The sequence below is a fragment of the Shewanella sp. POL2 genome (assembly GCF_000282755.1).
Lineage (GTDB): Bacteria > Pseudomonadota > Gammaproteobacteria > Enterobacterales > Shewanellaceae > Shewanella > Shewanella xiamenensis.
Map to the genome: position 1 here is coordinate 1 of NZ_AKZL01000075.1, position 22,103 is coordinate 22,103.

Sequence of the window (22,103 nt, forward strand, 5' to 3'; positions counted from 1 at the left end):
TGAATGGCTTATTGGTGCGAGCGGCGCTGCGCTGCGTCTTATCCCAAGGACTGCAATCTCGTGGTGGAGCCTCACCTTACTCCTCCCAACGACTGATTGCGCCGCAGGACTGGTGTTTTGAATACGGTGAAAAGGGCAAACCCAGTCTTAACCATGAGCTGTTTCTTAGTACTGGCATTGAGTTTAACTTAAGCCACAGTGGCGACTGGTTGTTGATTGCCTTAGGGCAAGACGATGACAAGGGCGCCGCCGCTAACACTGCGCAGCCCCGTTTAGGCTTGGGGGTGGATATCGAGCGCTCCCGCGCCAGCACTAATATTTACCCGATCCTTAATCATTATTTTTCCCCGATTGAAGCCGAAGGCTTATTAGCCCTTGAAGGTGAAGATGCGCAGCGGCAGCGCTTTTTTGATCTTTGGGCGCTAAAGGAATCCTACATCAAGGCAACGGGTTTGGGCCTTGCACAGTCACTGAAATCCTTTGCCTTTGACTTAGCACCAAACAGTTTACTGGCGGTTGATGATGGCGCGCTGCAAGCTGCCGAACCCCGTAACTGGGTTGAGCTTAATCAGTGGCTGAACGTTGCTTCACCGAGCCAAGCTAAGCACCGTTCTTATCTTCAACTCCCCTCGCGTATTCAACTTTATTCCAATATTAAGCTGTTGATTGAACCTGGATCAGCACTCGATGCCACAACCTCTGGTGTACAGCATTGGCAGGGTTACTTTGGTCGGCTCAATGATGAATATCGTTTTGGTTTGAGCTTAATGCATAGTCATAGCTTGGGGAATGTGGCGATTTCCATGCAGCCAACCAGTATTACCGGATTACTGGCGGCATGCTCAGTCGTCTAATGTACTCAGTGGCGGATAAGGCTTTTGCTTGCAATGAGTCACTTTGAATTTAGATTACGGTTCTTTTAGCTGAGTTTGTTATTCCTTCCTTGATTATTCATTTTAGATTAAACCTCGCTCGCTATAGTCATGTAAGAGAACTCACTGATAAGGTTGTTAATGATGAAATTCAAATGCCTTTTGTCGACTAGCACGTTGCTGCTGCTCGGTGGCTGTGGCTACTTTGGTGGCGATGAAAAACAGCAATTAGAGCAGGCATGGCTTGCTCAAGATCCGCAACTACAGCAAGTGGTTGAGCAAATTCGCAGCCGCGGACTCGATGTTGTGGCTCAAAGTGCGGCGGCGGGCACAGTGTCGGCCTGCGTGACAGAGAAACTGACGCAAGATCCCTTAGGTAAGTTAGTCAATGTCGAAGGCGCCTTAGTGGAGTCGGCCAAGGTGACAGAATTACTCGGCGACCTACAGAAGCTAATGGAACAAGAGGTGAGTTTTGAGCAAGTGGCAAGCTTGCTGCAAAAGGGCGCCGATGCCGCGGCCTATGCGAAAAGCCTTATTGAGCAGCAAGGATTAGATCAAGCAATGCAAAGTCTTAAACAAATGGCACTGGCGAGTGAGCAATTTGCCCAGCAGGATTTAGGCGCGCATTTTCAGCAGTTATTACTGGAGTGTAAAACCACATCCCCAGCGACAAGTATTGCCAACTAACCAGTGTGAACGTCACGCCTTCATCTTATAAAAACGCCCTGAATATTCAGGGCGTTGGATTATTTATTTAGCAGTTGGTGGTAGTGGGACAATTTCAAAGTTGGCATCGAACTGGACTAAGGTCGACATGATTTTACCAAAAGCGGTTTTGTCGCCTTCCAGTTTGGCACTGCCGTTAGCCAGCAAGTCTTTAAGGGGCGTTTTACCGAGTAAAATACCGGTAATATAACGCTTATCAATATAAAGATTAGTATCAGCCTCCATCGGCTTATCAACTTGAATATTGCTTAAATTACCATTGCTTAGCTCTACATAGAGCGTTTCTTTAGTGTCAGGATTAATCACATTAAGCCTTAACAGCCCAAGCTCAGCGGCCTTGATGCTATCGACTTTGACGGCGAGAAAGTCAAACAGGGTTGAGATATCCATTTCACCTAGAATATCAGCTGAGGCTGATTTAGGTGCACCGGGCTGGACTCCTGCGCGTAACTCTTGGGCACCCGTCAGATAAATATTGCGCCAGCCAGCGCCTTCGGCTTGATAACCCAGTTGTTCATAGGTATCGGCAAGTAATTGTCTGGCTTCAGTGTTATTAGGTTCTGCCATCACCACTTTATTGAGTGCGGTGGCTACAAAACGGTATTCGCCTTTGGCATAGTCGGTTTTGGCATGTTTAAGCACGGCGTTAGCGCCGCCCATATACTCAACAAATTTGGCGGATTCATCCTTTGTGGGTAGTGGGTTTAAGTTGGCCGGATTCATATCAAAATAGCCTAAATACATGTTGTACACGGCTTTAGCATTGTGGCTATAGGTGCCGTGATAACCATTGGTGTACCAAGTATCGCGCACGGCTTTGGGGATTGTGGTTTGAATCGCATCGCCAATATCTTGAATACCCACCCCATTATTGGCTAAACGCAGGGTTTGATTATGGACTAGGCCATAGTTATCCCTTTGCATTCTTAAGTAGGCGTTGACATCCGTATTACCAAACACGGGCGCGGAGTGTGCTTCAAACAGTACCTGCGCATCATCACCAAAGCGTGTTAGCAATGCATTGATATCTTTAGACCATTTGATGGCATCCCGTACTTTTGCCCCACGTAAGGTGTAAATGTTGTGCATGCCATGGTAGGTGAGTTCAGCCGTCCATAGGGCCTTCATTGAGGGAATATAGGTGGCCATTTCCGACGCAGCTTCTGTACCCGAGGCATCCATAAACACCATTTCGATACCATCGATAGTCAGCGTTTCCCATTTATCTTTGCTGTTAAGGGTGATATCGGGTTTTACATAGGTGACTTCGCCTTTGGATAAGCCTTTGGCAAGTGCGGCATCGACAATGCCTTGCTCATTGCGCTCTAATGTGGCGCCGTATTGATAGGCGGCGCGGCGGCTCATGGCATTTCCTGCGAGGACGTTTTCGTCAACAATTTCTTTGGTGATGTTATGGGAACCATAGACTTTGACGTTTGGAAACATGTCTTTAATGGCGCGGGAACCGCCAAAATGATCTCCATGGCTATGGGAATAAATCATCGCGACCACAGGTAAATCATTGCCCTCTGGTAAATGTTTAAGCGCAAATTCCAATGACAACTTTGCTGATTCTTTGGTGAGTAGCACGTCATACAGGATCCAGCCTGTTTTACCGCGGATAAGGGTTAAGTTGGCTAAGTCGGTGCCGCGCACTTGATAGATGCCGTCGGTGACCTTGTATAAGCCGTTAGACACCATATTCAGCTGGGCTTGACGATACAGTGACGGGTTAACTGTGTCAGGAGTTTTATCGCCAATAAAGCTGAAATCGGCCCGTAAAATCGCTGCCGTAGGTTCATCGAGTTCGGCGATAAGATTCTTCGAAAACGCTTCAAAGGCTTTTTTATCGGCAAAGTTAAGGGTGGCTGCTGTGGCCTTGTTCACCTCTATGGTTTGTTTGGTAGCAGGCTTGCCTTGATAGTGCAGGCTGATGTGTTCATGCTCGTGTTCAGCGGCGACTGCGCTTAAGGAGAAGCTGGCGAGAATACTGATTGTCATCAAAGATTTTTGCATCATTTTACCTACCGATAAGTGGGATTGTGTCGTTGATGGTTTGAGTATAGCCAGCTTGTATATTTAGATAACTCGAGTTAGCTTGGGTTGTAATATTTATCTTGTGAATGAGTGTTTCCCCTATGCCGACACAAAAGCCGTTAGATTTAAACTTATTACGTGTGTTTATGGTGGTTTATCGTACACGTTCGTTTACCCAAGCGGCGCAGGAGTTAGATTTAACCCAGTCTTCCGTGAGTAATGCCATTGGCCGATTGAGATCATGGGTAGGAGAGTCGCTGTTTACTCGGGTTGGGCGTGGAATTGAACCAACCGCAGTAGCGCGAGAGATGTATCGTAAGTTTGAGCAACCCATGGCTGATATCGAAACCGTATTACTTGGGTTTGAGCATTTTGATCCCCGCTCAAGCCAGCGGCGCTTTTATGTATATGCCAATGAGTCGGTTATTGAAACGCTGCAAGCAGGTGTGCAAGCTTTATTGTTGGATGCGGATATCGAAGTGATTTTTCGTGAGTCGCCGCCACAGGAGGCTGAGTTATATCGCGATATCTTGCTTGAGCGGGTTGCGGTGGCGATCGATATTAAACCCGCGCAGCAAACTTTGCTCTCAAGCAAATTACTCTTTACTGAACGTTTAGTCTGTATTGCCAGTAAGCAGCATCCTCGTATTCATGGAGCCATTACTCATCAACAGTATTTTGAGGAGAAACACGTATTTTTAAATTTGCGGCGTTTTAATTTGACGGCGGGGGATTTGTTTACTGAAGGCGTGTTACCAAGGCGCAGGATGTACAGTGAACAGTCCTCTCTATTAAGTATGTTTGCAACCGTAGGTAAAAGTGAGGCGATAGGTATCGCCCCTTTACGTTATGCCAGTCAATACGCTGAAATGTTTGGCCTACAAATACTACCTATGCCACTAAAAACAAGACCAATTGATTTATATATGGTGTGGAGCAGTAAATATACCCAAAACCCGAGTCATCAATGGTTACGAAGCTTATTACTCAGTGCCAGTACCATGACAACAAATGAAAAAGCGCTGGTTCAGGCTCGTAGCGAGTGAATCAGCGCTTTTTGCGTGTTTATCTTATTGTTTTAAGAAGGTATCTATTACTGTCTAGCTAACCTGTGGCTTTCACCCGGATGCTCAAAGTCACTGCGGTAGGGGTTAATGTCTAAGCCGCCACGACGGGTGTAGCGGGCGTATACAGTTAACTTAGCACAGTGACAGTAATGTTTTAGGTCGACAAAAATTCGCTCGACACATTGTTCGTGAAACTCATTATGTTGGCGGAACGAAATCAAATAGCGCAGTAATTTTTCGCGATCGATTTTTGGCCCTTGATAACGGATCATCACACTGCCCCAATCGGGTTGAGAGGTAATTAAGCAGTTTGATTTCAATAGATTAGAATTGAGTGTCTCAGCGACAATCTGTTTTTCATCTGTGCTGTTTTCAAGATAATCAGGATTAAAATCATAATCACTGACTTCAATATCCAGATCGTCAATGCAAGTGCCTGGCAGTTCGACGACACGTTGAATACCAAAACTTTTAGGCTCAATAATCTTAACGTTAACATCGCCTTGGGCACATTCACTTAGATCTTTAACTAAGGTTTTTTGCACCGCATCGAGATTGTCGAATTTGGTTTGATTAAAACTGTTTAAATACAGTTTGAAGGATTTTGACTCGATCAGATTTTGGCTTGCATGACTTAGCTGAATGTCGGCGATAGCCACCATAGGTTTACCCTTGGCATTTAGCCAAGACAGCTCATAGGCCGTCCAGATATCGGCTCCGTGGAAAGGTAAACTCTCCGCAGTCAGGTTGATAGCATTACGGTTAAGTGAGCGAGGAACCCCTTGCAGCAGCGATGCATCATACTCGGCTTGGTAATCAGTAGCTTTACCTAAAGTTAAGCTCGCAAGTTCTTTTGCATCACTATAGGGATCGTGATTCTGTGTCATCAATACTGTTTCCATGTCAAAATAGGCGCACATTATACCCGAAATTGGATTGTGCTTAAGTGTCTTGTCTGCCTGCTCTCGATAAATTTTTGCAAAACTATCATCAGTCTTACCTATCAACTTTAGGCGAATTACCGCGATATTACCCGCGAGGTGAGCCATCTTTGTGCATTCAAGGAGAGTTTGATGAATCATCCGATGAGGCGGTGAGCTGGTTACCTGTTAAACGTGAACAAGTAGGCAGCTTTGCGAATGTTGAGCATGCACTTGAACTTAAATTATGGCCTGATATCAATTACTTCTATGGTGAGTATTTTGCGGCGCCCGTGCTATTTGATTCACCATGGGGCACAGGAGAATTACTACAGGTATGGAACGAGGCGGATTTTGACGCGCTGCAGCAAAATATTATCGGTCACTTAATGATGAAGCAAAAACTTAAGCAACCGCCCACCTGGTTTATTGGTTTGCTTGATGAGGGCGATAAGATGCTAACGGTGGATAATGCCGATGGTAGTGTATGGGTGGAAATCCCCGGCGAGCTTCCCTCTACCCAATTGGCGCCGAGTTTAGCGGCGTTTATTGAGGCGTTATCGCCACGTATCGCGCCGCCCGTGAAACATGAAGAATTGCCTATGCCAGCGCTCGAGCATCCTGGGATTTTTGCCAGCTTTAAACGTATGTGGCACAATCTGATTGGTAAGCGTTAAGCGCGTTGAAATGCAGCAAGGCCTAAACATAGTAAACTCGACATGCATATCTAGCCTGTCGAGTTTACGCTTCAATAAGGCAAGGCTATTGATGATCCCAAGACAAGTTAGACACTATGCGGCAAGGTTCGCAGCGAAAGTGAAACATATCCAATAATGGCTCATCGAGCTTCCAGTCGTGGTTGCCACAACGCGGGCAGGGGCGTGCCAGCTCAGATTGCAGATCCTGCCCTCCGACGCGATACAAATAATAGTAAGTGGGAATTTTAGTAAGGTATTCGATTCGGCCGCGTAAGTCCCAACCTCGTCTAAATAAATCACTGTTTGGGCTAGATAATTCTTCTAGCGCTGCAAATTCTGCCTTAGTGGCGGCCGCCATTTGTAACTCATCACAGGCTTGCCACTCGGTTTGCCAGCGGATAACTCGCTTATGATCGCCATTAAAGGTCGCAGGGATTTGATACAGCGGAATAGGTAATAAGTTATCACCACTACGCAGGGGGGAACACATATGCACATAGCTAGTGTAGAGCAGCTGCCAGCTGGGCGGCTCAGTGTTACTGACCTCAGAATTAATATCCTGACCGATAAACTTTTCACGTGGCGCCAGTAGTTTAGCCTCGGTTAATTCCGCCAGCGCTTTCTTCACCCAAGGGCTATGGTAACGATGGGCCAAACTGTTTTTTTCCGGCGTGAGTAGGCGTACTCGAAATTCGCCCTCATTAAAGGCTACGGCAAATTCGCGGCCGAGGATTTGACCATTAGCGCGATAGGCTTCGAGTAATTGATTGATGGCACGTTCTGCCGCACTGATGGTGGTATCGGCAAAGCATTCAAAGCGCAATTCGGTGACAAACATTAAGCGGATTTTCCTTGGGATTCGAGTTGACTGACATGTTGTTTCAGCTCGATAAGTTCATTTCTGAGTTGCATGATCTCGTTGTTTTTTAACGCGAGGGCCTGTTCAATGCCTTGTTGCAACTGGGCTAACTGTTGCGCCAATGTGGCGACTGTGAGTGGCGAAGCATCGGCGGTATGTGTCTCTTCAACCACGGGCTGTGATTGGGCCGCTAAACGCTCCCGCTCGGCTTTGGGTATCGATTTAAACTGCTGTAATCCTTGGATTAACAGCGGCATGGGGATTTTGTTACCGACACGGCTTTTTATCAGGGCAAGGCTTGGGGTTTTACCGCTGGCTTCGAGTGCGCACGCTGCAGCTAACACTTGGTCAATGGGACTCATAATAAGTGAAATTCCTTAATGTATATCGTGTTTTTCACTAACTTACTGTGATGTGGTTATTTTAGTTCTTATAAATCAATGCATTGCTTTTTGGCATTGATTTTGCTTTTTAACAATTTTTATAACAAGTACACAGGAAGTCATAATATGAACGCAAATATTAATCGCAAACTCATCGCGGTCACGTTTTTAGGGTTAGCAAGCTTAGGTCTTAGCGGTTGTGTGGTCAATGTCGGTGACAGTGAATCTAAGTGGGATAGCAACGAATCTTGGGAAAAAACCCAGGATAAAAACCGCACTAATCTGACTAAGCTCAGCCTTGGCATGAGCAAAGACCAAGTGATGACGCTAATGGGAGCAGCAGACTTTAGCGAGTCCTATTTACAACAAAGCGCAGGACAAGCAGATAAAGAAGTGTTGGTCCTCTTTTATCGCACTCAGCACTCCCATAGCGATGGTAAAACCACTAAGGATGAATGTACGCCTGTAGTCTTGAGTAACCATGTTTTAGTAGGTTGGGGCGACACTGCGTATCAAAAGATTTAACCCCAACTTCCCCAAAATACACTTGAAAGCCCTAAAAATTAGGGCTTTCTTAACTGAGCATCAAGCTGCTCAATCAGTTCGGTCCATTGTGCATCAGCCTCTAATGCTTCGGTGAGAAAACTCTTTTGCGCTTGTGTCCAAAAAGGCGCTTCAGTTAAGTGTATTTGCGCTGCCAGCTTATGAGTCGCAATAAATTGCGCAATAGCATTGGGTTGACTCTCTAATCCCAGTTGTTCAAATAGATGGCTTAAATCAATAGGTGTAGTATCCATTCGATCTCTCCCTTGGTTAGCTTTTTATCTAGGTTATGCATCTCTTTAGGAAATGCAATCGATGATTAAAATTTGCACTTTTGGGTTTCCTTGATACATTGATAAAGACTCATAAGAGTGTGATCTAAATCAAGGAATTCTAACAATGGACAATAAAACCTTGGATGAGTATCGTGCCGTTTATCTCACCGCAGAAGATTTACGCTTGGCCGCTTCAATTATCTACAATGCGTATCACGATGATCCCTTTTTTATTAATGCGTTATCCACCGCAGATAAATTTGCCTACGAACAAAAATTACGCGCCGCAATTCGCGAAGAACTCAATACTCTATGGCAACAAAAGCAGGCCTTAATCGGACTCTTCGATGGTGCTCATTTAGTGGGGGTTGCTTGCGTTGTCACCCAAGAAGTGCCACTCGGAGAAGGTCGCTATTGGCACTGGCGGCTCAAAATGTTGCTGGGTACGGGTTGGCAATCGACCCAAGCTATGATGAAAAAGGAATCGATTATTTTGGAACTGTTACCCAGCCAGCGTTGTGGGATTTTGCAATTTATTGCTTTAGCGCCAAACGAGCAAGGTAAAGGGCTGGGCCATCAACTTGTTCAAGCGGTAGTGAGTTGGTGCGATGAGCAGCCAAATCTTGAAGGTATTGGGGTATTCACCTCGCAGGAAGCTCATATGCATTTATTTAAACAACATGATTTTGTTTTCTTGGGTGAATTGACTATTGGTAGTGTGGCTGGGCAATTACTTTTTTATACAGGCCAACAAGATGAATGAACGTTATCGCTCTTTCGCTGAGTTTTATCCTTTCTATCTCTCCCAGCATCAAGACAGTCGTTGTCGGCGGCTACATTTTATTGGAAGTATTCTGGTATTGTTATTATTAGGGGCTGCATTTATCACTGCCGCATGGTGGTTGTTGATGCTGATCCCGCTTGTGGGATATGGATTTGCTTGGGTTGGTCATTTTGTCTTTGAGCGTAATCGACCTGCGACCTTTCAATATCCTTTGTACAGCTTGATGGGGGATTGGGTGATGTTTGTCCAAATTCTTTTGGGAAAAGTAAAGTATTGAATCTGATATTCCGGTAAGAAGCTGACAAGCGTGTGAGAGATCGCTTACAAAGCCTGTAAGACAATATGTTTTCTTGTTGATTGTTTTATAATCTGCATTTTTAAAAGTTATTTAATTTCAATTTATTATAAATTCCACTTTGCTGGTTGAATGAGATTTTCCTGGGTTGTTGTTCTTATGGGGGAACAACAAAGACAGAATTCACGTAGAATTTATTTGTCGCCAAAACACATGGATAGCACGGATTGCAATACGGGCGAAACGGATGCAAGAAGCAACTAATTTAGGTTCTTGGATTTGAACCTCTGGCGGTAGGAAAACTGTCATAAACCAAGGATAGGCTAAGGAAAAGCAGGATAGCTTTGTCAAGGATGATACAGGATATAATACTTGTTAGGACGACAGGTTTCAGGATGATAAAGGACAAGCTTAAGGATTAAGCATGTACTCGGTGCAGGATGTATCGAGTTAAGGGATAAGTATAAGGGTGAACAGCTTGTACTCGTCTATGGAAGGCATTGAGCAGGATGCATTATGGAATGAGTCATAGGATGTGACTGGTGCCGGAATAGGATTTCCGGGTCAAAGGATTGAGTGTTATGGTTAAGCCATAACACAGGGAGGATTAGGGATACAGGGATGCTGTAGGATGCACGTAAACGCATGGATGGTGCAGGGAGCACAAATAAGCAGGATGGCTTACAGAGAATAAATGGGGCGTACACAGTACGCCCTTTTCTTTTTTGTCTTTTGAAGCTGCAGCTTGTATCTAGGCATCTTATAAATATTGAATTGCAAATCCGTCCAATCACCCAGTTCACAGCTTATCAAGATTGTAATATCAACCCGCTTATGCATTGATAACAATGCGCAATGATACTTTTGAGTTGCTTGGTTCTAGTGGTTGATACTAACCAAAGTATATGGAACTTGGCGTCGCTTAGAGGCTGTTCATAATTCTGTGTCAAAATGTCCATTTTTATAATTTTAACGGTAGTTGGATAAAAGAGATTGTCGATTATTGCTCCTTTATGCGGCGATTTACGGCTTGGTTGGTTCTGAGTCTTTCTTGGCAAGCAAACTAAATTAGTTGAGAGGATTAAAATTGCCAGTTTCTTTGTGAGATATGTCTCACAAGTATGTAAGTAATTTGTAAGTTTTTTGACTGATAAAAACCGTCATATTCCATCAAATATAGTTTAATCAGTGTGTTAGGTTTTGCTTTTAATTATGTCGTTATTATTGCGGTTTATCTTTTTATTTTAACTAGCGCAAATTTCATCATGACTATCCTAAGATTCATTTGCAGAGGGAGCGAGAGACAACAGGATGTTAGCGGTCAGGATGGCCGGACAGTGTTTAACGGATTAACACTCACGGAATGGTAAGGAAAGACTTTCAGGATGAAAGCGTTACGAACCACGGAAGGATAGACTATCACGGATAGATAGCCTAGTTGCACAGGATTGCGATGGCACAAGGAGTGCAGCAGAAAGGAAGCAACTTAACCTATTTCATGGATGATGCTGGAACCGCTCAGGAAAGAGCAAGCTTGGTAAAAGGAACGCCAAGAGATAGGGATGTACTTGAGTACAGGGAGATATCAAGGATTGAACAGGGATGATGCAGGATGCAAGTTGACGCATGGATGGTGCAGGGAGCACGAAAATAGCGGGATAGCTTAACAAAGAACAGAAGGGCGTGATCTTAGGATCACGCCCTTTCTTTTTGGTATTCATACAGATGATGCAGATGTTGAGCCGCGCTATGGCTGAGTCTTATCAATATGGCTTGGCGTTATCAATTCAGCTCAAAGGTCAACGGCAGTGACTTAATGACACTTGCCCGAGCTACAACTACTTTGGCTCCCACAGCCACCAAATTTACCTTTCGCCATCGGTGCTTCTTGCCATTCGGGTTCTGGGAATATAGGCCATTCAATCTTTTGAATTTTTTTACCTAGCATCCATATATGACCACGATATTGATTTATACCATCTGTGCTGAACTCGAACAGATACTTTGCCTTCCAACAGATCCCAGTAGTACCGCCAAGGCTAGGACGAGCGGTTTCCATTGCGATCGCTAATAGTTGTACTTTTTGTCTACAGCATTCTTTTTCAGCAAAAATACGGCTTAATTCTGCCATTTGACGAAGTTGCCAAAAGAAAGCGGCAACGACAATCAGCGCAATAATTAACAGAAGATCTGACATCATTTACTTGCAGCCTTAAACAAGCCACCAATGGCTTGTGATAGTTGAACACTACGATTGGGATTTCGTAATTCACGCAGTAAGTGATTGCGTAAATTAGGAATAGCCACAATATCAGCAAAGACCTGATTAAAAAAGGCTTGCGGCTGAAGTGCAAGTGCTTCTAAGTAAATACTGCGACTCAGCTCTTGCTTTAGTATCGACCAATTTCGACCTGCAATACTGATGAGGGCGTTTGCATCAAGCTGGTCTGTATGCTGTAAGTGGGCTAAGGCTTGTTGGCTTAATTCAGACTGTGATGCTAATGCTCGCATGTAATAGGATTGGTACTCATTAGGTGCCTTGATGAACTTACTAAAGATCTTCTCCGCAATAGCCTCAGTCAACTGTAGATGTTCGAGGCACTGGCATAGAGCGATTTGTACTTCAATGGCGGCATGGTCAAAACTGGCAAGGATATGTTGCTCATGATCTAATTCATTGAGACGGACACAAACATCGCTCAAACCTTGCAGGCCAATATGTTGCCATTCACTCGGAGCAATTTGGCCTGATAAGTATTGCATGGCAAATTCATATTGGATTGATGCCTTTAACCCTAATTGCTTACGCACTAAGGCGTTGAATAACGCTAGTTTCTCTTGGCTAGGTTTAAAACTAAATGGATTATTGGCGAGGCGATCCTGCTGTTCATCGGTTAATGGCTGAGTTGGATCTTGTCCCAGTGCCGTGAGTACCATTTCAATAAATTGTGAACGGGGTGCAGGCGAGAGCAGGCCTTGCTCATCTAAAGGAAGCTTGAGGAACCAAATAAAATGCTGCTGGCTTTCATTCCAAAAAACAATGGCAAACTGTGCATGGCCTTGAATGGGGTAGGGATAAGGTGTGGCTAGAGATTCGATTTGATGGAAGGCCAACATGTCGATGTGCTGTACCCTTCGACCCAGTTCATAGACTTGGAATTGGGTTTTGGCTGTCGTTAAAAATTGGCTAAGCGTAGTAATTTCAGTCATTTGGCTGCTATATCAATCAAAAAGGCTCAATAAATTGGCGACATTATAGGGGGAAGTTGTTCACGATGGTATGATTGCCACACTTTTATCGCCCCCTGTCGCTGAGCGTTATCTTCTATTGACTGCGAGCTAAAGGACGTTACATTGATGCTTTACAGCCAAACTCAAATAAAATTAGCCCAAATTATTCACGAGCTCCAACGTGTTGGACTTTGGTCGGCCAATGCGCCAAGTGATAAAGCGATGGCCAGTATTGCGCCGTTTGCCTGCGATCTTATGTCGTTTGAACAATGGTTACAGTTTATCTTTATCCCGCGAATGCAAGCATTGATCGATGCTGGACAACCCTTGCCTAGCCAAATTGCCATTGCGCCTATGGCTGAACATGTGTGGTCTGAGCGGGCGACATTAACACCCTTAATCGGTGTCTTAAATGAATTGGATATATTGTTAAATGAACCAAGATGATATCTGGTTAGATATACCAGAGAGTAAGCAATTGAATACCGATAGTGATGATGTAGAAGCCGCGCCTGAACTGCACATTTTATATCAAGACGAGCATCTCGTTGCTATCCACAAACCTGCGGGATTGCTGGTGCATCGCAGTTATTTGGCACGCCGTGAACGTTTTTTTGCGATGCAATTAACACGCGATCTGGTGGGGTGTCATGTGTTTCCGGTACATCGTTTAGATAGACCGACCTCTGGCGTGTTGTTATTTGCCAAAAATAGTGAAGTGGCTAACGCGCTTTGCGAACAATTTGCCGACCATAGTATCGAAAAACAGTACCTAGCGTTGGTGCGTGGCAATATGCACGAGAGTGGTGTATTGGATTATGCGCTCAAGGTGGAATTGGATGAAGTGGCGGATAAGTTCTCAAATCAAGATAAAGCGGCCCAAGAAGCGGTGACTCAATATGAACCGCTACTCAATGCTGAAATCCCCTATCCGTCAGGACGTTATGCAACGAGTCGATTTGCTTTAGTTAAACTGAGTCCTAAAACGGGGCGCAAGCATCAACTAAGACGCCATATGGCGCACTTACGTCATCCGATTATTGGTGATACCACCCATGGTGATGGTAAGCAAAATGCATTTTTTAGAACCCATTTTGACATCAATCGACTATGGCTGATTGCGAAAAAATTAACCTTCACTCACCCGATAACCCATGAGCGCTTAAGCATTGAAACAGAGCTTGAGCCAGAATGGGAAACCGTTTTTGCTCGCCTTGGTTGGGATGACAGCGCATTATCTTCCACACCGAGCATATTGATTGCGGGTTAAGCTGAAATGTATTAGGTCGCCACGTGTTTATTTGCGTGACTAAGATAGTGTTGTCTGTTCACTTGCTGTTGGCCCTGATGTTAACAGCTTAGCTACTCGCTAGCTTTAGTTCTTGCATTAAGGTGACTAAGCTTGAAAATCCCGTGGTGGGCTTAAGTGGCGTTTGCAGGTTTTGCTGTGCGGCATGAAAGTAATGTTTACGTCTAATTTGAGTGCTTTTATGTTGGTGCTTGAGGTGTTTTTGCCTATTGCTCTGTCGCATCAGTTTAGTTCCTCATGCTCAATAACTTGATTTATAAAATTTTTACCTTGTCGCTTGCCCTAAAGCATAACAATAAAGTAACTTCAGCTGAGTTGCGTTTACGCATGTGGGACGGAGTATATCATGAAAAAAGTTAATCTGATCTTTGGCACTGTGTATGGTAGCGCACAATTTACCGCCGAAACCTTAGAAAAAGCGCTGACAGAACTTGGTTATGAAGCCAGATTGTGGCAACCGAATGAAATTAGCCAATTTACACCACCACAAGATGAGCTGTTAGTGGTTGTCACCTCAACCACCGGGCAGGGCGATTTACCCGATGATATCCAGCCCTGGTTTTATCATCTCCAAACAACAGCTCCCTATTTGCCAGAGCTGAAATACAGTGTTATTGCGCTGGGAGATTCAAGTTACGATACCTTTTGTGGTGCAGGCAAGTCAGTGGATGCATTGCTGAGTGAATTAGGCGCAAAAGCCGTTGTGGAGCGTCTCGATATTGACGCCTGTGAAACCATGGAACCTGAGGTCGAAGCGATAAAATGGCTGCAAAGCTGGAACCAAGTCGTCAAATCCGAGCGCGCCGCTTAGGCCATTTGGTCACTCAGCAGTGGTTTAAATTTGCTCAGCGCTTAAGCCAAGCGCTGTTAATCCCTATTGCCATTTTACCCGCGGCTGGGGTTATGCTGGGGTTGACGGTAAGCCCAATCCCCTTTATGCCTGAAGTACTTAATGTATTAATGCTGGCTGTGGGTAAGCTGATCTTCGCGATTATGCCGATTTTGTTTGCGGTGGCAGTGGCGATTGGTTTTTGTCGAGATCAAGGGATTGCTGCATTTACCGCGGTGTTTGGCTATGGGGTGTTGACAGCAACCTTGGCTGCTTTAGCTGACCTATACCAATTGCCAACTCAGTCAGTTCTTGGCATGGATACCTTAGATACTGGGATTGCTGGCGGCATGCTGATTGGCGGCGTGACTTGCTTTGCGGTGCGTTGGAGCCAATATATTCGCCTGCCAGCGATTTTTTCCTTTTTCGAAGGGCGGCGTAGCGCCTCTTTATTGATCATTCCGTTGGCAATGGGGTTAGGTTATGTACTCGCCCATGTATGGCCATCAATCTCCTTATTGATTGAGCGAGTCTCTGATTGGGCTGTTTACCAAAAGCCTGCAATTGCGTTTGGTGTTTATGGTGCGCTTGAGCGTTTACTCATTCCCTTAGGGCTACATCATATTTGGAATGCACCATTTTATTTAGAAGTTGGCCAATATCAGTTGCAGGACGCCGAAGTGGTACGCGGTGAAGTGGCGCGTTATTTAGCGGGTGATCCGCAAGCAGGGAATTTAGCGGGGGGCTACCTGATTAAAATGTGGGGATTACCAGCAGCGGCGCTGGCCATTTGGCGCTGCGCTGATGCCTCGGAGCGAAATCGTGTTGCGGGTATTATGCTTTCCGCTGCGGCAGCCAGTTGGTTAACAGGTGTGACTGAGCCAATTGAGTTTGCCTTTATGTTTGTGGCGCCTATCTTGTTTCTTATCCATGTCATGCTGGCGGGCTTGGCTTACTCTGTCTGCATTATGCTTGATATTCACCATAGTATTGTATTTTCCCACGGACTGGTTGACTTCACTTTGCTATTTTCCCTGTCCCGTAATACGGGATGGTTTGCAGTCTTGGGGCCGCTTACGGCGGTGATTTATTACATTTTGTTTAGGGGAAGTATTCTGGCATTTAATTTAAAAACGCCAGGGCGGCTTGAATCCTATGACGCCAATCGCTCCAAAGAGAGCTTAAGAGCAATTATTGCGGCATTAGGTGGTCGCGATAACATCGTTGAACTCAATGCCTGTTTAACGCGATTACGTTTGAGTGTGCATAGCCCTGAGTTAGTTAATAAAGTTCGACTCAGTCAGCTAGGCGCGAAGGGAGTGATTGTGATGGGGAAAGGTGTGCAAGTGGTGTATGGCACTAAGGCTGAAACTCTGCGTAAAGTGTTGCAGCGTTATTTAGATACACGGCGTTAGCATTGCAGCTTATTAAAATTAATCACTGATTTATTGTGTTTAATAAAGTTAACTCACAATAAATTCACTTTTTAACACAAAAAGTTAGCTTTTCATGCTGTATCAGTGGATTGGCTATGGCACACTCAAGTGAGGGACCATAGAGGAGATCAGATTTTGCAGTCACAGCATGTAGTATCCAACGCACAACCCGCCTTAGCACGTAAAATTCTGATGACAGATTGTGCCGATGCCCAAGGGCTTATCGCCAAAATCACCAGTGTTTGCTTTAACCATCAGCTTAACATCATCAAAAACAGTGAATTTGTGGATAATGCGCAGGGACGATTTTTTATGCGCACTGAGCTTGAGGGGCACTTTAACAGCGAGCAATTATTGCAGGATCTGCGTCAAGTTTTACCCGTTCCAAATCATATGACCTTAGTGAGTGCGGGTAAGAAACGCATTGTTATATTAGTCACTAAAGAAGCACATTGTCTCGGCGACCTCTTGATGAAAGCGTATTATGGCGGTTTAAATGTTGAGATTGCAGCCGTAGTGGGCAACCACGATGTACTTAGAGAACTTGTTGAAAAGTTTGATATTCCTTTTCATCTCGTCAGCCACGAAGGACTCGACAGAATTCAACATGAGCAGGCGTTATTGGCCGCGGTGTCGCAATACGCGCCAGACTATCTGGTGCTTGCCAAGTATATGCGGGTGCTGACGCCGGATTTTGTTGCCGAATATCCAAACCGTATCATCAATATCCATCACTCTTTCTTACCAGCCTTTATTGGTGCAGCTCCTTACCGCCAAGCCTGGGAACGTGGGGTGAAAATTATCGGTGCGACGGCGCATTTTGTGAACAACTGCCTCGATGAAGGGCCGATTATCAAACAGGATGTGATCCCCGTTGATCATAGTTACAGCGCACTCGAAATGGCCAAAGCGGGGCGAGACGTTGAAAAAAGTGTTCTCAGCAAGGCGCTGCAATTAGTGTTAAATGAGCAAGTGGTGGTTTACGGCAATAAAACCATTGTGTTTTAGGGTGTAAAATTTGATTTGAGTATCCCCAACATACTCCTGCGCGTACCGTGATGGGGATCTTATGTTTCAGTTTTAGTCTGCGGCTAATATTCGCTTTGCTATCCTTATGTTTAATAGGATTTTTACTTTGTTTATGTCCTAATGAGTTTTTAGTCTACATTCCTATTTTTAATCAAGGATGGAGGTTGGATGTCAACAAATCGCGGTCTAATTGTCGGAACGATGGATCTCCCCGATGGTTTGCATTTGTCTTGGGCACAACTCGATAAAGAGTTTCGTGTTCAAAAAATGAGCCAAGCCTTTTATGAGCGCTGTAACCGCTCAGCAGCGCAAATCATTAATAAACCTATTTGCCAGTTATTCAGTGCTTTTGATACTGATTTATGTGCAGATATTGAGCATCGTAGCGGTGGTTATATAGGCTTCCAGTTACAGGACAATAATGGCGCAAATGTGCATTTCGCTTTGCATGCAGTCCCTGAAAATGGATGGTACTTGATCTTATCTGAGATAAATTTTAAAGATCCCAAAATTAAAGAATTGCACCTAGATTATCGCCGTGTAATCCAAGCGAGCGATGTTTGGTTGCAGCATATTGAAGAAGTGATTAGGTCTTCTCCTGAGGATGTTTTCCGGGTTGCGGTAGCCAAATCTGTCGCACTCAGCGGTAGTCGGTATGGGTTTATTCTGTTACATAACGAAAAATCGAAATTGCTTAGCTTGGCGGCCAGAACCCAATATCCTCAATCTAAGATTGACCTTCCAGAAATTGTCGAAGAAGAGACTCAAGCTCCTGAAACTGAAAGTCTTGTCTGGCTTGAATGCGCTCAAAACTTTAAGCCCATCATTAAAAATAGCCTAGGTAGGCCCGCGAATGCTCAGGGAGTATTCGATAAATTACTGCTTGAGGAACGCTATTTAGCGGTGCCCATTTTATTTCGAAATCGGTTGATGGGAATTATTTGCGTCGTTGGGCGAAGTGACCCCTACAGTCGTCAAGATGCCCGCTCATTGCTCACTTTTGCGAGTATTTTATGGCATTCGATTGAGCTTCCCCGCAGTTTGCGGGCAGTATCGCGGCAGTCCAAAATTATTAAGGCGCAAAAGGAGCAATTATCCCAATCGTTAACTCAGCTTATCAGCGCCATTTCCGAGGCATTAGAGCTTAAGGATGCCTATACCGCGGGGCATCAAAAGTCGGTGGCCCAATTAAGCTATCTTATAGGTGAAAAGCTCGGGCTTGAGCCGCAGCGTTTAGAGGGGCTAAAAATCGGTGCACTGGTGCATGACATAGGAAAGCTTGCAATACCATCACAGATTTTGACTAAACCTTCAAAATTATCCAAAGAAGAATACGCCTTAATTCAAACTCATCCACAACATGGAGCGGAAATTGTAGAGGATGTCGAATTTCCCTGGCCGATTAAACAAATGATATTACAGCATCACGAGCGGCTTGATGGATCGGGTTATCCCTTGGGATTAAAGGATAAAGCGATTCTCTATGAGGCTAAAATTATTGCCGTTGCCGATGTTGCTGATTCAATCCTATCACACCGACCCTATCGTCCTTCATTGGGATTGGCGAAGATGACAGAAGTGCTTCGGGCGGGTAAAGGGACCTTATTTGATCCTGATATAGTTGAAACCTGTTTAGAGGTACTTATTAACCGTGAAATTAGTATTAGCGATCATATCGGTTCTGCCGCGCTAGACCCAGTAGTGACAGTCACTTTGGACCATGAGTTAGCCGACATTAAACGACTACTTGCTCACGCCCATGCTAAGGTGGCTGTTGTACAGGATGAAGAACATCACCTCATTGGCGTTATCACCCAAAGATTATTGGACTACTGGCTCAGCCCCCTCATTGGCAGTGCAGCCGAGCGAGAACAGGATAGGGCTTTTTTGCGTAAAAAAGCTCATCAAATCATGGAGCATTCTGTTCCTTTAATTAGTGATGTGGCGACTTCAGAAGATGCGCTGCAGCAACTTAATGAGTCTGACTCTGAGTTTTTGGTGGTTGTGAATAAGGCGCAACATGCAATAGGCGTAATCGGCTGGCGTGCAATAGCAATGGCGAATAAGTTACGCCAGGATGTCGAGCGTTTAATTTAACGGAACTCAGTAGATAAAAAATGCCAAGCAGGCTGCTTGGCATTTTGTTATCCCGCAATGTAGCGAAACGATTAATCGACGATACGTAACAGTTCGTTGATCCCCACTTTGCCGCGGGTTTTTGCATCCACTTTCTTGACGATAATCGCAGCGTATAGGCTGATTTGCCACATGCTGAGGGCAGGTTACCGGATACGACTACAGAGCCAGCTGGTACGCGGCCATAGTGGATTTCGCCCGTTTCACGGTCATAAATACGGGTACTTTGGCCGATATAAACGCCCATGGATATCACCGAGCCTTCTTCTACCACAACGCCTTCGACAATTTCAGAGCGTGCGCCGATAAAGCAGTTATCTTCGATAATAGTCGGGCCAGCTTGCAGCGGCTCCAATACCCCACCAATGCCTACACCACCAGATAAATGCACGTTTTTACCAATTTGCGCGCATGAACCCACAGTTGCCCAAGTGTCAACCATGGTCCCTTCGTCAACGTAGGCGCCAAGGTTCACGTAAGAGGGCATTAACACAGTGTTTTTACCGATAAAAGAGCCTTTACGAACAGTGGCTGAAGGCACCACGCGGATGGCTTCGGCTTTAAAGCGGGCCTCGTCATACTCGGCAAACTTTAACGGCACTTTGTCAAAATATTTGGTTTCGGCGCCATCGATAACTGCGTTATCAAAAATACGGAATGACAGTAACACCGCCTTTTTCAACCATTGATGAACATGCCATTGGCCGTCGATTTTTTCAGCGACGCGCAGTTCACCCTTGTCGAGCATATTGATGACATGTTGCACATCGTTACGCACGCTAGCGTCAACAGTGCTTGGTGTGATGTCGGCACGCGCTTCAAAAGCGGCCTCAATACGTTGGCGTAAAGCCTCCATTTACTTCTCCCGTTGTGGTTAATTGGTTGACTCTGTGTTGATGGCGCTCAGTGCGCTAATCAAGGCTTCCTTGAGCGTATGCTCTTGGTTTTCATTGAGTTGCAAGCCATCATTGGTTTGCAAAATAAAAAAGTCTTCCGCTCGCTCGCCGATGGTAGTGATCTTGGCGGAGAGCAAAGTGGTGTTGCAGCGATAAAAAATATCGCCCACTTTAGCTAATAATCCCGGCGTATCCAAGGCAATGAGTTCCATCATACTTGTACCATGACGGTTACTCTCAAGGAAACTCACCTGAGTGGGAACATTAAAAGGTTTCATCTTGCGCGACAGTTTTCTAAAGCGTGGCAGTTTGGGGTTATCACTGGCGAGCGCTTTTTCAAGGGCTTTACGGATACTTTGTATGCGCGAGAGTTGGCTGACGGGTTCGCCGTCTTGCTCGAGAATAACAAAGGTATCGAGAGCATAATTGTCCTTTGATGTCATGATGTTAGCATCGTGGACGTTAATATTTTTATTATCAAGCACCGCCATCACGGTAGCAAATAACTTAGGTCTGTCCTGACAATAAACAAACAGCTCTGTGCCGCCGCGGGTCGTGTGTTTTGAAACGAGCACTAAGGGCTCATCCAACTGCTTATGCTTGAGGATGGCTTCAGCATGCCAAGCGACTTGATTGGGCTGGTGGCGCAAAAAGTAGTCGGCCTTAAAGCGTTGCCAAAGGGTATCTAAATCTTTTTCTTTAATGCCGCGCCGCAGTAGTTCTTTTTTCGCCTTGGCTTGGTATTCGCGTACTCGGGCCCGAATATCGACGGGCTTTTCTTTGCCGCGAGCGAGCACCCTTTGGGTTGAAAAATATAAGTCGCGTAGCAATGAGCCTTTCCAGTTATTCCAGGTCTTTTCGTTAGTGGCGCAGATATCGGCCACGGTTAAACAGTACAAATAACTTAAATGCACCGCATCGCGCACCTTGCTGGCAAAGTCGGCCACCACATCGGGGTCGGAAATATCACGGCGCTGGGCGGTTACCGACATTACTAAGTGATTTTCAACTAACCAAGCGACTAAGCGGCCATCGTGGTCGTTCAAGCCATGAAGTTTACAGAAGGCTAGGGCATCGCTTGAGCCAAGCTTGCTGTGATCGCCGCCGCGGCCCTTGGCGATATCGTGGAAAATCGCGCCGAGTACTAACAAACCTTTTTTCGGTAACTGATTGATAAGCACTGAGCCTAAAGGAAACTCTTCTTTTTGTTCTGGCTGCGAGAAGCGCTCGATATTGAGGAGCAATCTGTGGGTGTGTTCATCCACCGTATAGGCGTGGAACAGGTCAAACTGCATTTGGCCTTCGATATTGCGCCATGCGGGCAAATAGGCCGACAGCACCCCGTGTTTATGCATCAGCGATAAGGCTGCAATACCGCGTGGATGTTTTAAGATCTCCATAAAGGCTTGGCGGCACTGAGGATTTTCTTGCAAAGGTTGCTGCTGTGCTCGGCGAGCACGTCTCAGTGAGCGTAGGGTAGGCGCATAAATGCCTTTAATATTAGAGTTTTTCGCGACATGGACAAACAAACGTACAATTTCTTCACCGCTGTCGAATAAATCGTCACTTAGGGCCTCGATAAAGGCACCACGGCGCTGATAGTTATTGTCAATCGCTTGAATTTCTAAAGCTTTCGTTTGACCAAGAGTTGCCCGCTTAAATAGTTGCAGCAGCATTTCGTTGAGTTCCATCACGCGGCGCACCGTGCGATAGTAACGTTTCATCATCTGCTCAACAGCAAGTTGGGTCGCGTCTTCGTATCCCATTAACTCAGCCAC

22 protein-coding genes and 1 pseudogene are annotated in these 22,103 nt (G+C 45.3%); 13 read left to right on the forward strand and 10 right to left on the reverse strand.

Annotation, left to right across the window (positions count from 1 at the left end; all coding sequences use genetic code 11):
• Nucleotides 1-854, forward strand: an 854-nt coding sequence (locus SHEWPOL2_RS17035; RefSeq protein ID WP_037430025.1) for a 4'-phosphopantetheinyl transferase superfamily protein, incomplete at its 5' end; no start/stop codon positions are given.
• 159 nt (nucleotides 855-1,013) lie between these two features.
• A complete protein-coding gene (locus SHEWPOL2_RS17040; RefSeq protein ID WP_037430026.1) occupies nucleotides 1,014-1,559 on the forward strand; it encodes a hypothetical protein in 546 nt (181 codons plus the stop codon).
• 63 nt (nucleotides 1,560-1,622) lie between these two features.
• Here SHEWPOL2_RS17040 and SHEWPOL2_RS17045 read toward each other — a convergent pair whose 3' ends face one another.
• Nucleotides 1,623-3,614, reverse strand: coding sequence for an alkyl sulfatase dimerization domain-containing protein (locus SHEWPOL2_RS17045; RefSeq protein ID WP_037430028.1), 1,992 nt, complete (start codon nucleotides 3,612-3,614; stop codon nucleotides 1,623-1,625).
• A 122-nt stretch (nucleotides 3,615-3,736) separates the two neighbouring features.
• Here SHEWPOL2_RS17045 and SHEWPOL2_RS17050 point away from each other — a divergent pair, with 122 nt between their 5' ends.
• Nucleotides 3,737-4,681: a LysR family transcriptional regulator gene (locus SHEWPOL2_RS17050; RefSeq protein WP_037430030.1), complete on the forward strand. Its 945-nt coding sequence runs from the start codon at nucleotides 3,737-3,739 to the stop codon at nucleotides 4,679-4,681.
• A gap of 47 nt (nucleotides 4,682-4,728) precedes the next feature.
• Here the strand turns inward: SHEWPOL2_RS17050 and queF are convergent, their stop codons facing one another.
• Entirely contained in the window at nucleotides 4,729-5,589 is an 861-nt protein-coding gene (gene queF, locus SHEWPOL2_RS17055) for an NADPH-dependent 7-cyano-7-deazaguanine reductase QueF (protein ID WP_037416675.1), read from the reverse strand.
• Nucleotides 5,590-5,648: 59 nt separating this feature from the next.
• On the opposite strand from queF, the gene syd reads away from it, so the two are divergent.
• On the forward strand, nucleotides 5,649-6,299 hold the full coding sequence (gene syd / locus SHEWPOL2_RS17060; protein WP_037430032.1) for a SecY-interacting protein: 651 nt from the start codon (nucleotides 5,649-5,651) through the stop codon (nucleotides 6,297-6,299).
• An 85-nt stretch (nucleotides 6,300-6,384) separates the two neighbouring features.
• Here the strand turns inward: syd and SHEWPOL2_RS17065 are convergent, their stop codons facing one another.
• Both SHEWPOL2_RS17065 and SHEWPOL2_RS17070 read right to left on the reverse strand, forming a co-directional pair.
• A complete protein-coding gene (locus SHEWPOL2_RS17065) occupies nucleotides 6,385-7,158 on the reverse strand; it encodes a Zn-ribbon-containing protein (protein ID WP_037430036.1) in 774 nt (257 codons plus the stop codon).
• Nucleotides 7,158-7,541, reverse strand: coding sequence for a hypothetical protein (locus SHEWPOL2_RS17070; protein WP_037430040.1), 384 nt, complete (start codon nucleotides 7,539-7,541; stop codon nucleotides 7,158-7,160). The genes SHEWPOL2_RS17065 and SHEWPOL2_RS17070 overlap by 1 nt, the downstream gene beginning before the upstream one ends.
• Nucleotides 7,542-7,688: 147 nt before the next feature.
• Between SHEWPOL2_RS17070 and SHEWPOL2_RS17075 the strand changes: the two genes are divergently transcribed.
• Nucleotides 7,689-8,087, forward strand: coding sequence for a DUF3192 domain-containing protein (locus SHEWPOL2_RS17075; protein WP_037430043.1), 399 nt, complete (start codon nucleotides 7,689-7,691; stop codon nucleotides 8,085-8,087).
• A 38-nt stretch (nucleotides 8,088-8,125) separates the two neighbouring features.
• Here SHEWPOL2_RS17075 and SHEWPOL2_RS17080 read toward each other — a convergent pair whose 3' ends face one another.
• Nucleotides 8,126-8,359, reverse strand: a complete 234-nt coding sequence (locus SHEWPOL2_RS17080; RefSeq protein ID WP_037416690.1) for a DUF2789 domain-containing protein — start codon at nucleotides 8,357-8,359, stop codon at nucleotides 8,126-8,128.
• Between the two features lie 145 nt (nucleotides 8,360-8,504).
• On the opposite strand from SHEWPOL2_RS17080, the gene SHEWPOL2_RS17085 reads away from it, so the two are divergent.
• Nucleotides 8,505-9,143 (forward strand): GNAT family N-acetyltransferase, encoded by a 639-nt coding sequence (locus SHEWPOL2_RS17085; protein WP_037430045.1) that lies wholly within the window; start codon nucleotides 8,505-8,507, stop codon nucleotides 9,141-9,143.
• A complete protein-coding gene (locus tag SHEWPOL2_RS17090; protein WP_037430048.1) occupies nucleotides 9,136-9,441 on the forward strand; it encodes a DUF962 domain-containing protein in 306 nt (101 codons plus the stop codon). Before SHEWPOL2_RS17085 ends, SHEWPOL2_RS17090 begins: the two co-directional genes overlap by 8 nt.
• A gap of 1,831 nt (nucleotides 9,442-11,272) precedes the next feature.
• On the opposite strand, the gene SHEWPOL2_RS17100 is transcribed toward SHEWPOL2_RS17090, so the two are convergent.
• Together SHEWPOL2_RS17100 and SHEWPOL2_RS17105 are read right to left on the reverse strand one after the other, a co-directional pair.
• Nucleotides 11,273-11,659, reverse strand: coding sequence for a DUF3301 domain-containing protein (locus SHEWPOL2_RS17100; RefSeq protein ID WP_037430054.1), 387 nt, complete (start codon nucleotides 11,657-11,659; stop codon nucleotides 11,273-11,275).
• Entirely contained in the window at nucleotides 11,656-12,669 is a 1,014-nt protein-coding gene (locus tag SHEWPOL2_RS17105; RefSeq protein ID WP_037416706.1) for a DUF3549 family protein, read from the reverse strand. Before SHEWPOL2_RS17105 ends, SHEWPOL2_RS17100 begins: the two co-directional genes overlap by 4 nt.
• Before the next feature lie 147 nt (nucleotides 12,670-12,816).
• On the opposite strand from SHEWPOL2_RS17105, the gene SHEWPOL2_RS17110 reads away from it, so the two are divergent.
• Nucleotides 12,817-13,137 carry a YqcC family protein gene (locus SHEWPOL2_RS17110; protein ID WP_037430057.1) on the forward strand — a complete coding sequence of 107 codons (321 nt, stop codon included), beginning with the start codon at nucleotides 12,817-12,819 and terminating at the stop codon, nucleotides 13,135-13,137.
• Nucleotides 13,124-13,960 (forward strand): tRNA pseudouridine(65) synthase TruC, encoded by an 837-nt coding sequence (gene truC / locus SHEWPOL2_RS17115; RefSeq protein WP_037416711.1) that lies wholly within the window; start codon nucleotides 13,124-13,126, stop codon nucleotides 13,958-13,960. Before SHEWPOL2_RS17110 ends, truC begins: the two co-directional genes overlap by 14 nt.
• A gap of 88 nt (nucleotides 13,961-14,048) precedes the next feature.
• Here the strand turns inward: truC and SHEWPOL2_RS22755 are convergent, their stop codons facing one another.
• Nucleotides 14,049-14,222: a hypothetical protein gene (locus SHEWPOL2_RS22755; RefSeq protein WP_037416714.1), complete on the reverse strand. Its 174-nt coding sequence runs from the start codon at nucleotides 14,220-14,222 to the stop codon at nucleotides 14,049-14,051.
• A gap of 123 nt (nucleotides 14,223-14,345) precedes the next feature.
• Between SHEWPOL2_RS22755 and SHEWPOL2_RS17125 the strand changes: the two genes are divergently transcribed.
• The 4 genes from SHEWPOL2_RS17125 to SHEWPOL2_RS17140 all read left to right on the forward strand — a co-directional run bounded on the left by SHEWPOL2_RS17125 (nucleotide 14,346) and on the right by SHEWPOL2_RS17140 (nucleotide 19,390).
• The gene (locus SHEWPOL2_RS17125) at nucleotides 14,346-14,810 is read left to right on the forward strand and encodes a flavodoxin (protein WP_037416717.1); all 465 of its coding nucleotides are present in this window, start codon (nucleotides 14,346-14,348) and stop codon (nucleotides 14,808-14,810) included.
• Nucleotides 14,762-16,243 (forward strand): PTS transporter subunit EIIC, encoded by a 1,482-nt coding sequence (locus SHEWPOL2_RS17130; protein WP_037416720.1) that lies wholly within the window; start codon nucleotides 14,762-14,764, stop codon nucleotides 16,241-16,243. The genes SHEWPOL2_RS17125 and SHEWPOL2_RS17130 overlap by 49 nt, the downstream gene beginning before the upstream one ends.
• Nucleotides 16,244-16,456: 213 nt before the next feature.
• Nucleotides 16,457-17,272 (forward strand): formyltetrahydrofolate deformylase, encoded by an 816-nt coding sequence (purU, locus tag SHEWPOL2_RS17135; protein WP_037430067.1) that lies wholly within the window; start codon nucleotides 16,457-16,459, stop codon nucleotides 17,270-17,272.
• Nucleotides 17,273-17,461: 189 nt separating this feature from the next.
• On the forward strand, nucleotides 17,462-19,390 hold the full coding sequence (locus SHEWPOL2_RS17140; RefSeq protein ID WP_037430060.1) for an HD domain-containing phosphohydrolase: 1,929 nt from the start codon (nucleotides 17,462-17,464) through the stop codon (nucleotides 19,388-19,390).
• A 71-nt stretch (nucleotides 19,391-19,461) separates the two neighbouring features.
• Here SHEWPOL2_RS17140 and dapD read toward each other — a convergent pair.
• Both dapD and glnD read right to left on the reverse strand, forming a co-directional pair.
• Nucleotides 19,462-20,285: pseudogene (gene dapD / locus SHEWPOL2_RS17145) on the reverse strand (2,3,4,5-tetrahydropyridine-2,6-dicarboxylate N-succinyltransferase).
• 18 nt (nucleotides 20,286-20,303) lie between these two features.
• A partial coding sequence (gene glnD / locus SHEWPOL2_RS17150) for a [protein-PII] uridylyltransferase (protein WP_037430063.1) occupies nucleotides 20,304-22,103 on the reverse strand: 1,800 nt, incomplete at its 5' end.

Bases quoted from the DNA above. Each gene is read 5' to 3' on its own strand.
- truC (WP_037416711.1), top strand. From the start codon at position 13,124: ATGAACCAAGATGATATCTGGTTAGATATACCAGAGAGTAAGCAATTG.
- SHEWPOL2_RS17065 (WP_037430036.1), bottom strand. From the start codon at position 7,158: ATGTTTGTCACCGAATTGCGCTTTGAATGCTTTGCCGATACCACCATC.
- SHEWPOL2_RS17100 (WP_037430054.1), bottom strand. From the start codon at position 11,659: ATGATGTCAGATCTTCTGTTAATTATTGCGCTGATTGTCGTTGCCGCT.
- SHEWPOL2_RS17075 (WP_037430043.1), top strand. From the start codon at position 7,689: ATGAACGCAAATATTAATCGCAAACTCATCGCGGTCACGTTTTTAGGG.
- SHEWPOL2_RS17040 (WP_037430026.1), top strand. From the start codon at position 1,014: ATGATGAAATTCAAATGCCTTTTGTCGACTAGCACGTTGCTGCTGCTC.
- SHEWPOL2_RS17070 (WP_037430040.1), bottom strand. From the start codon at position 7,541: ATGAGTCCCATTGACCAAGTGTTAGCTGCAGCGTGCGCACTCGAAGCC.
- SHEWPOL2_RS17090 (WP_037430048.1), top strand. From the start codon at position 9,136: ATGAATGAACGTTATCGCTCTTTCGCTGAGTTTTATCCTTTCTATCTC.
- SHEWPOL2_RS17105 (WP_037416706.1), bottom strand. From the start codon at position 12,669: ATGACTGAAATTACTACGCTTAGCCAATTTTTAACGACAGCCAAAACC.
- SHEWPOL2_RS17110 (WP_037430057.1), top strand. From the start codon at position 12,817: ATGCTTTACAGCCAAACTCAAATAAAATTAGCCCAAATTATTCACGAG.
- SHEWPOL2_RS17140 (WP_037430060.1), top strand. From the start codon at position 17,462: ATGTCAACAAATCGCGGTCTAATTGTCGGAACGATGGATCTCCCCGAT.
- SHEWPOL2_RS17085 (WP_037430045.1), top strand. From the start codon at position 8,505: ATGGACAATAAAACCTTGGATGAGTATCGTGCCGTTTATCTCACCGCA.
- SHEWPOL2_RS17050 (WP_037430030.1), top strand. From the start codon at position 3,737: ATGCCGACACAAAAGCCGTTAGATTTAAACTTATTACGTGTGTTTATG.
- SHEWPOL2_RS17125 (WP_037416717.1), top strand. From the start codon at position 14,346: ATGAAAAAAGTTAATCTGATCTTTGGCACTGTGTATGGTAGCGCACAA.
- purU (WP_037430067.1), top strand. From the start codon at position 16,457: ATGACAGATTGTGCCGATGCCCAAGGGCTTATCGCCAAAATCACCAGT.
- SHEWPOL2_RS22755 (WP_037416714.1), bottom strand. From the start codon at position 14,222: ATGCGACAGAGCAATAGGCAAAAACACCTCAAGCACCAACATAAAAGC.
- SHEWPOL2_RS17045 (WP_037430028.1), bottom strand. From the start codon at position 3,614: ATGCAAAAATCTTTGATGACAATCAGTATTCTCGCCAGCTTCTCCTTA.
- SHEWPOL2_RS17080 (WP_037416690.1), bottom strand. From the start codon at position 8,359: ATGGATACTACACCTATTGATTTAAGCCATCTATTTGAACAACTGGGA.
- queF (WP_037416675.1), bottom strand. From the start codon at position 5,589: ATGACACAGAATCACGATCCCTATAGTGATGCAAAAGAACTTGCGAGC.
- SHEWPOL2_RS17130 (WP_037416720.1), top strand. From the start codon at position 14,762: ATGGCTGCAAAGCTGGAACCAAGTCGTCAAATCCGAGCGCGCCGCTTA.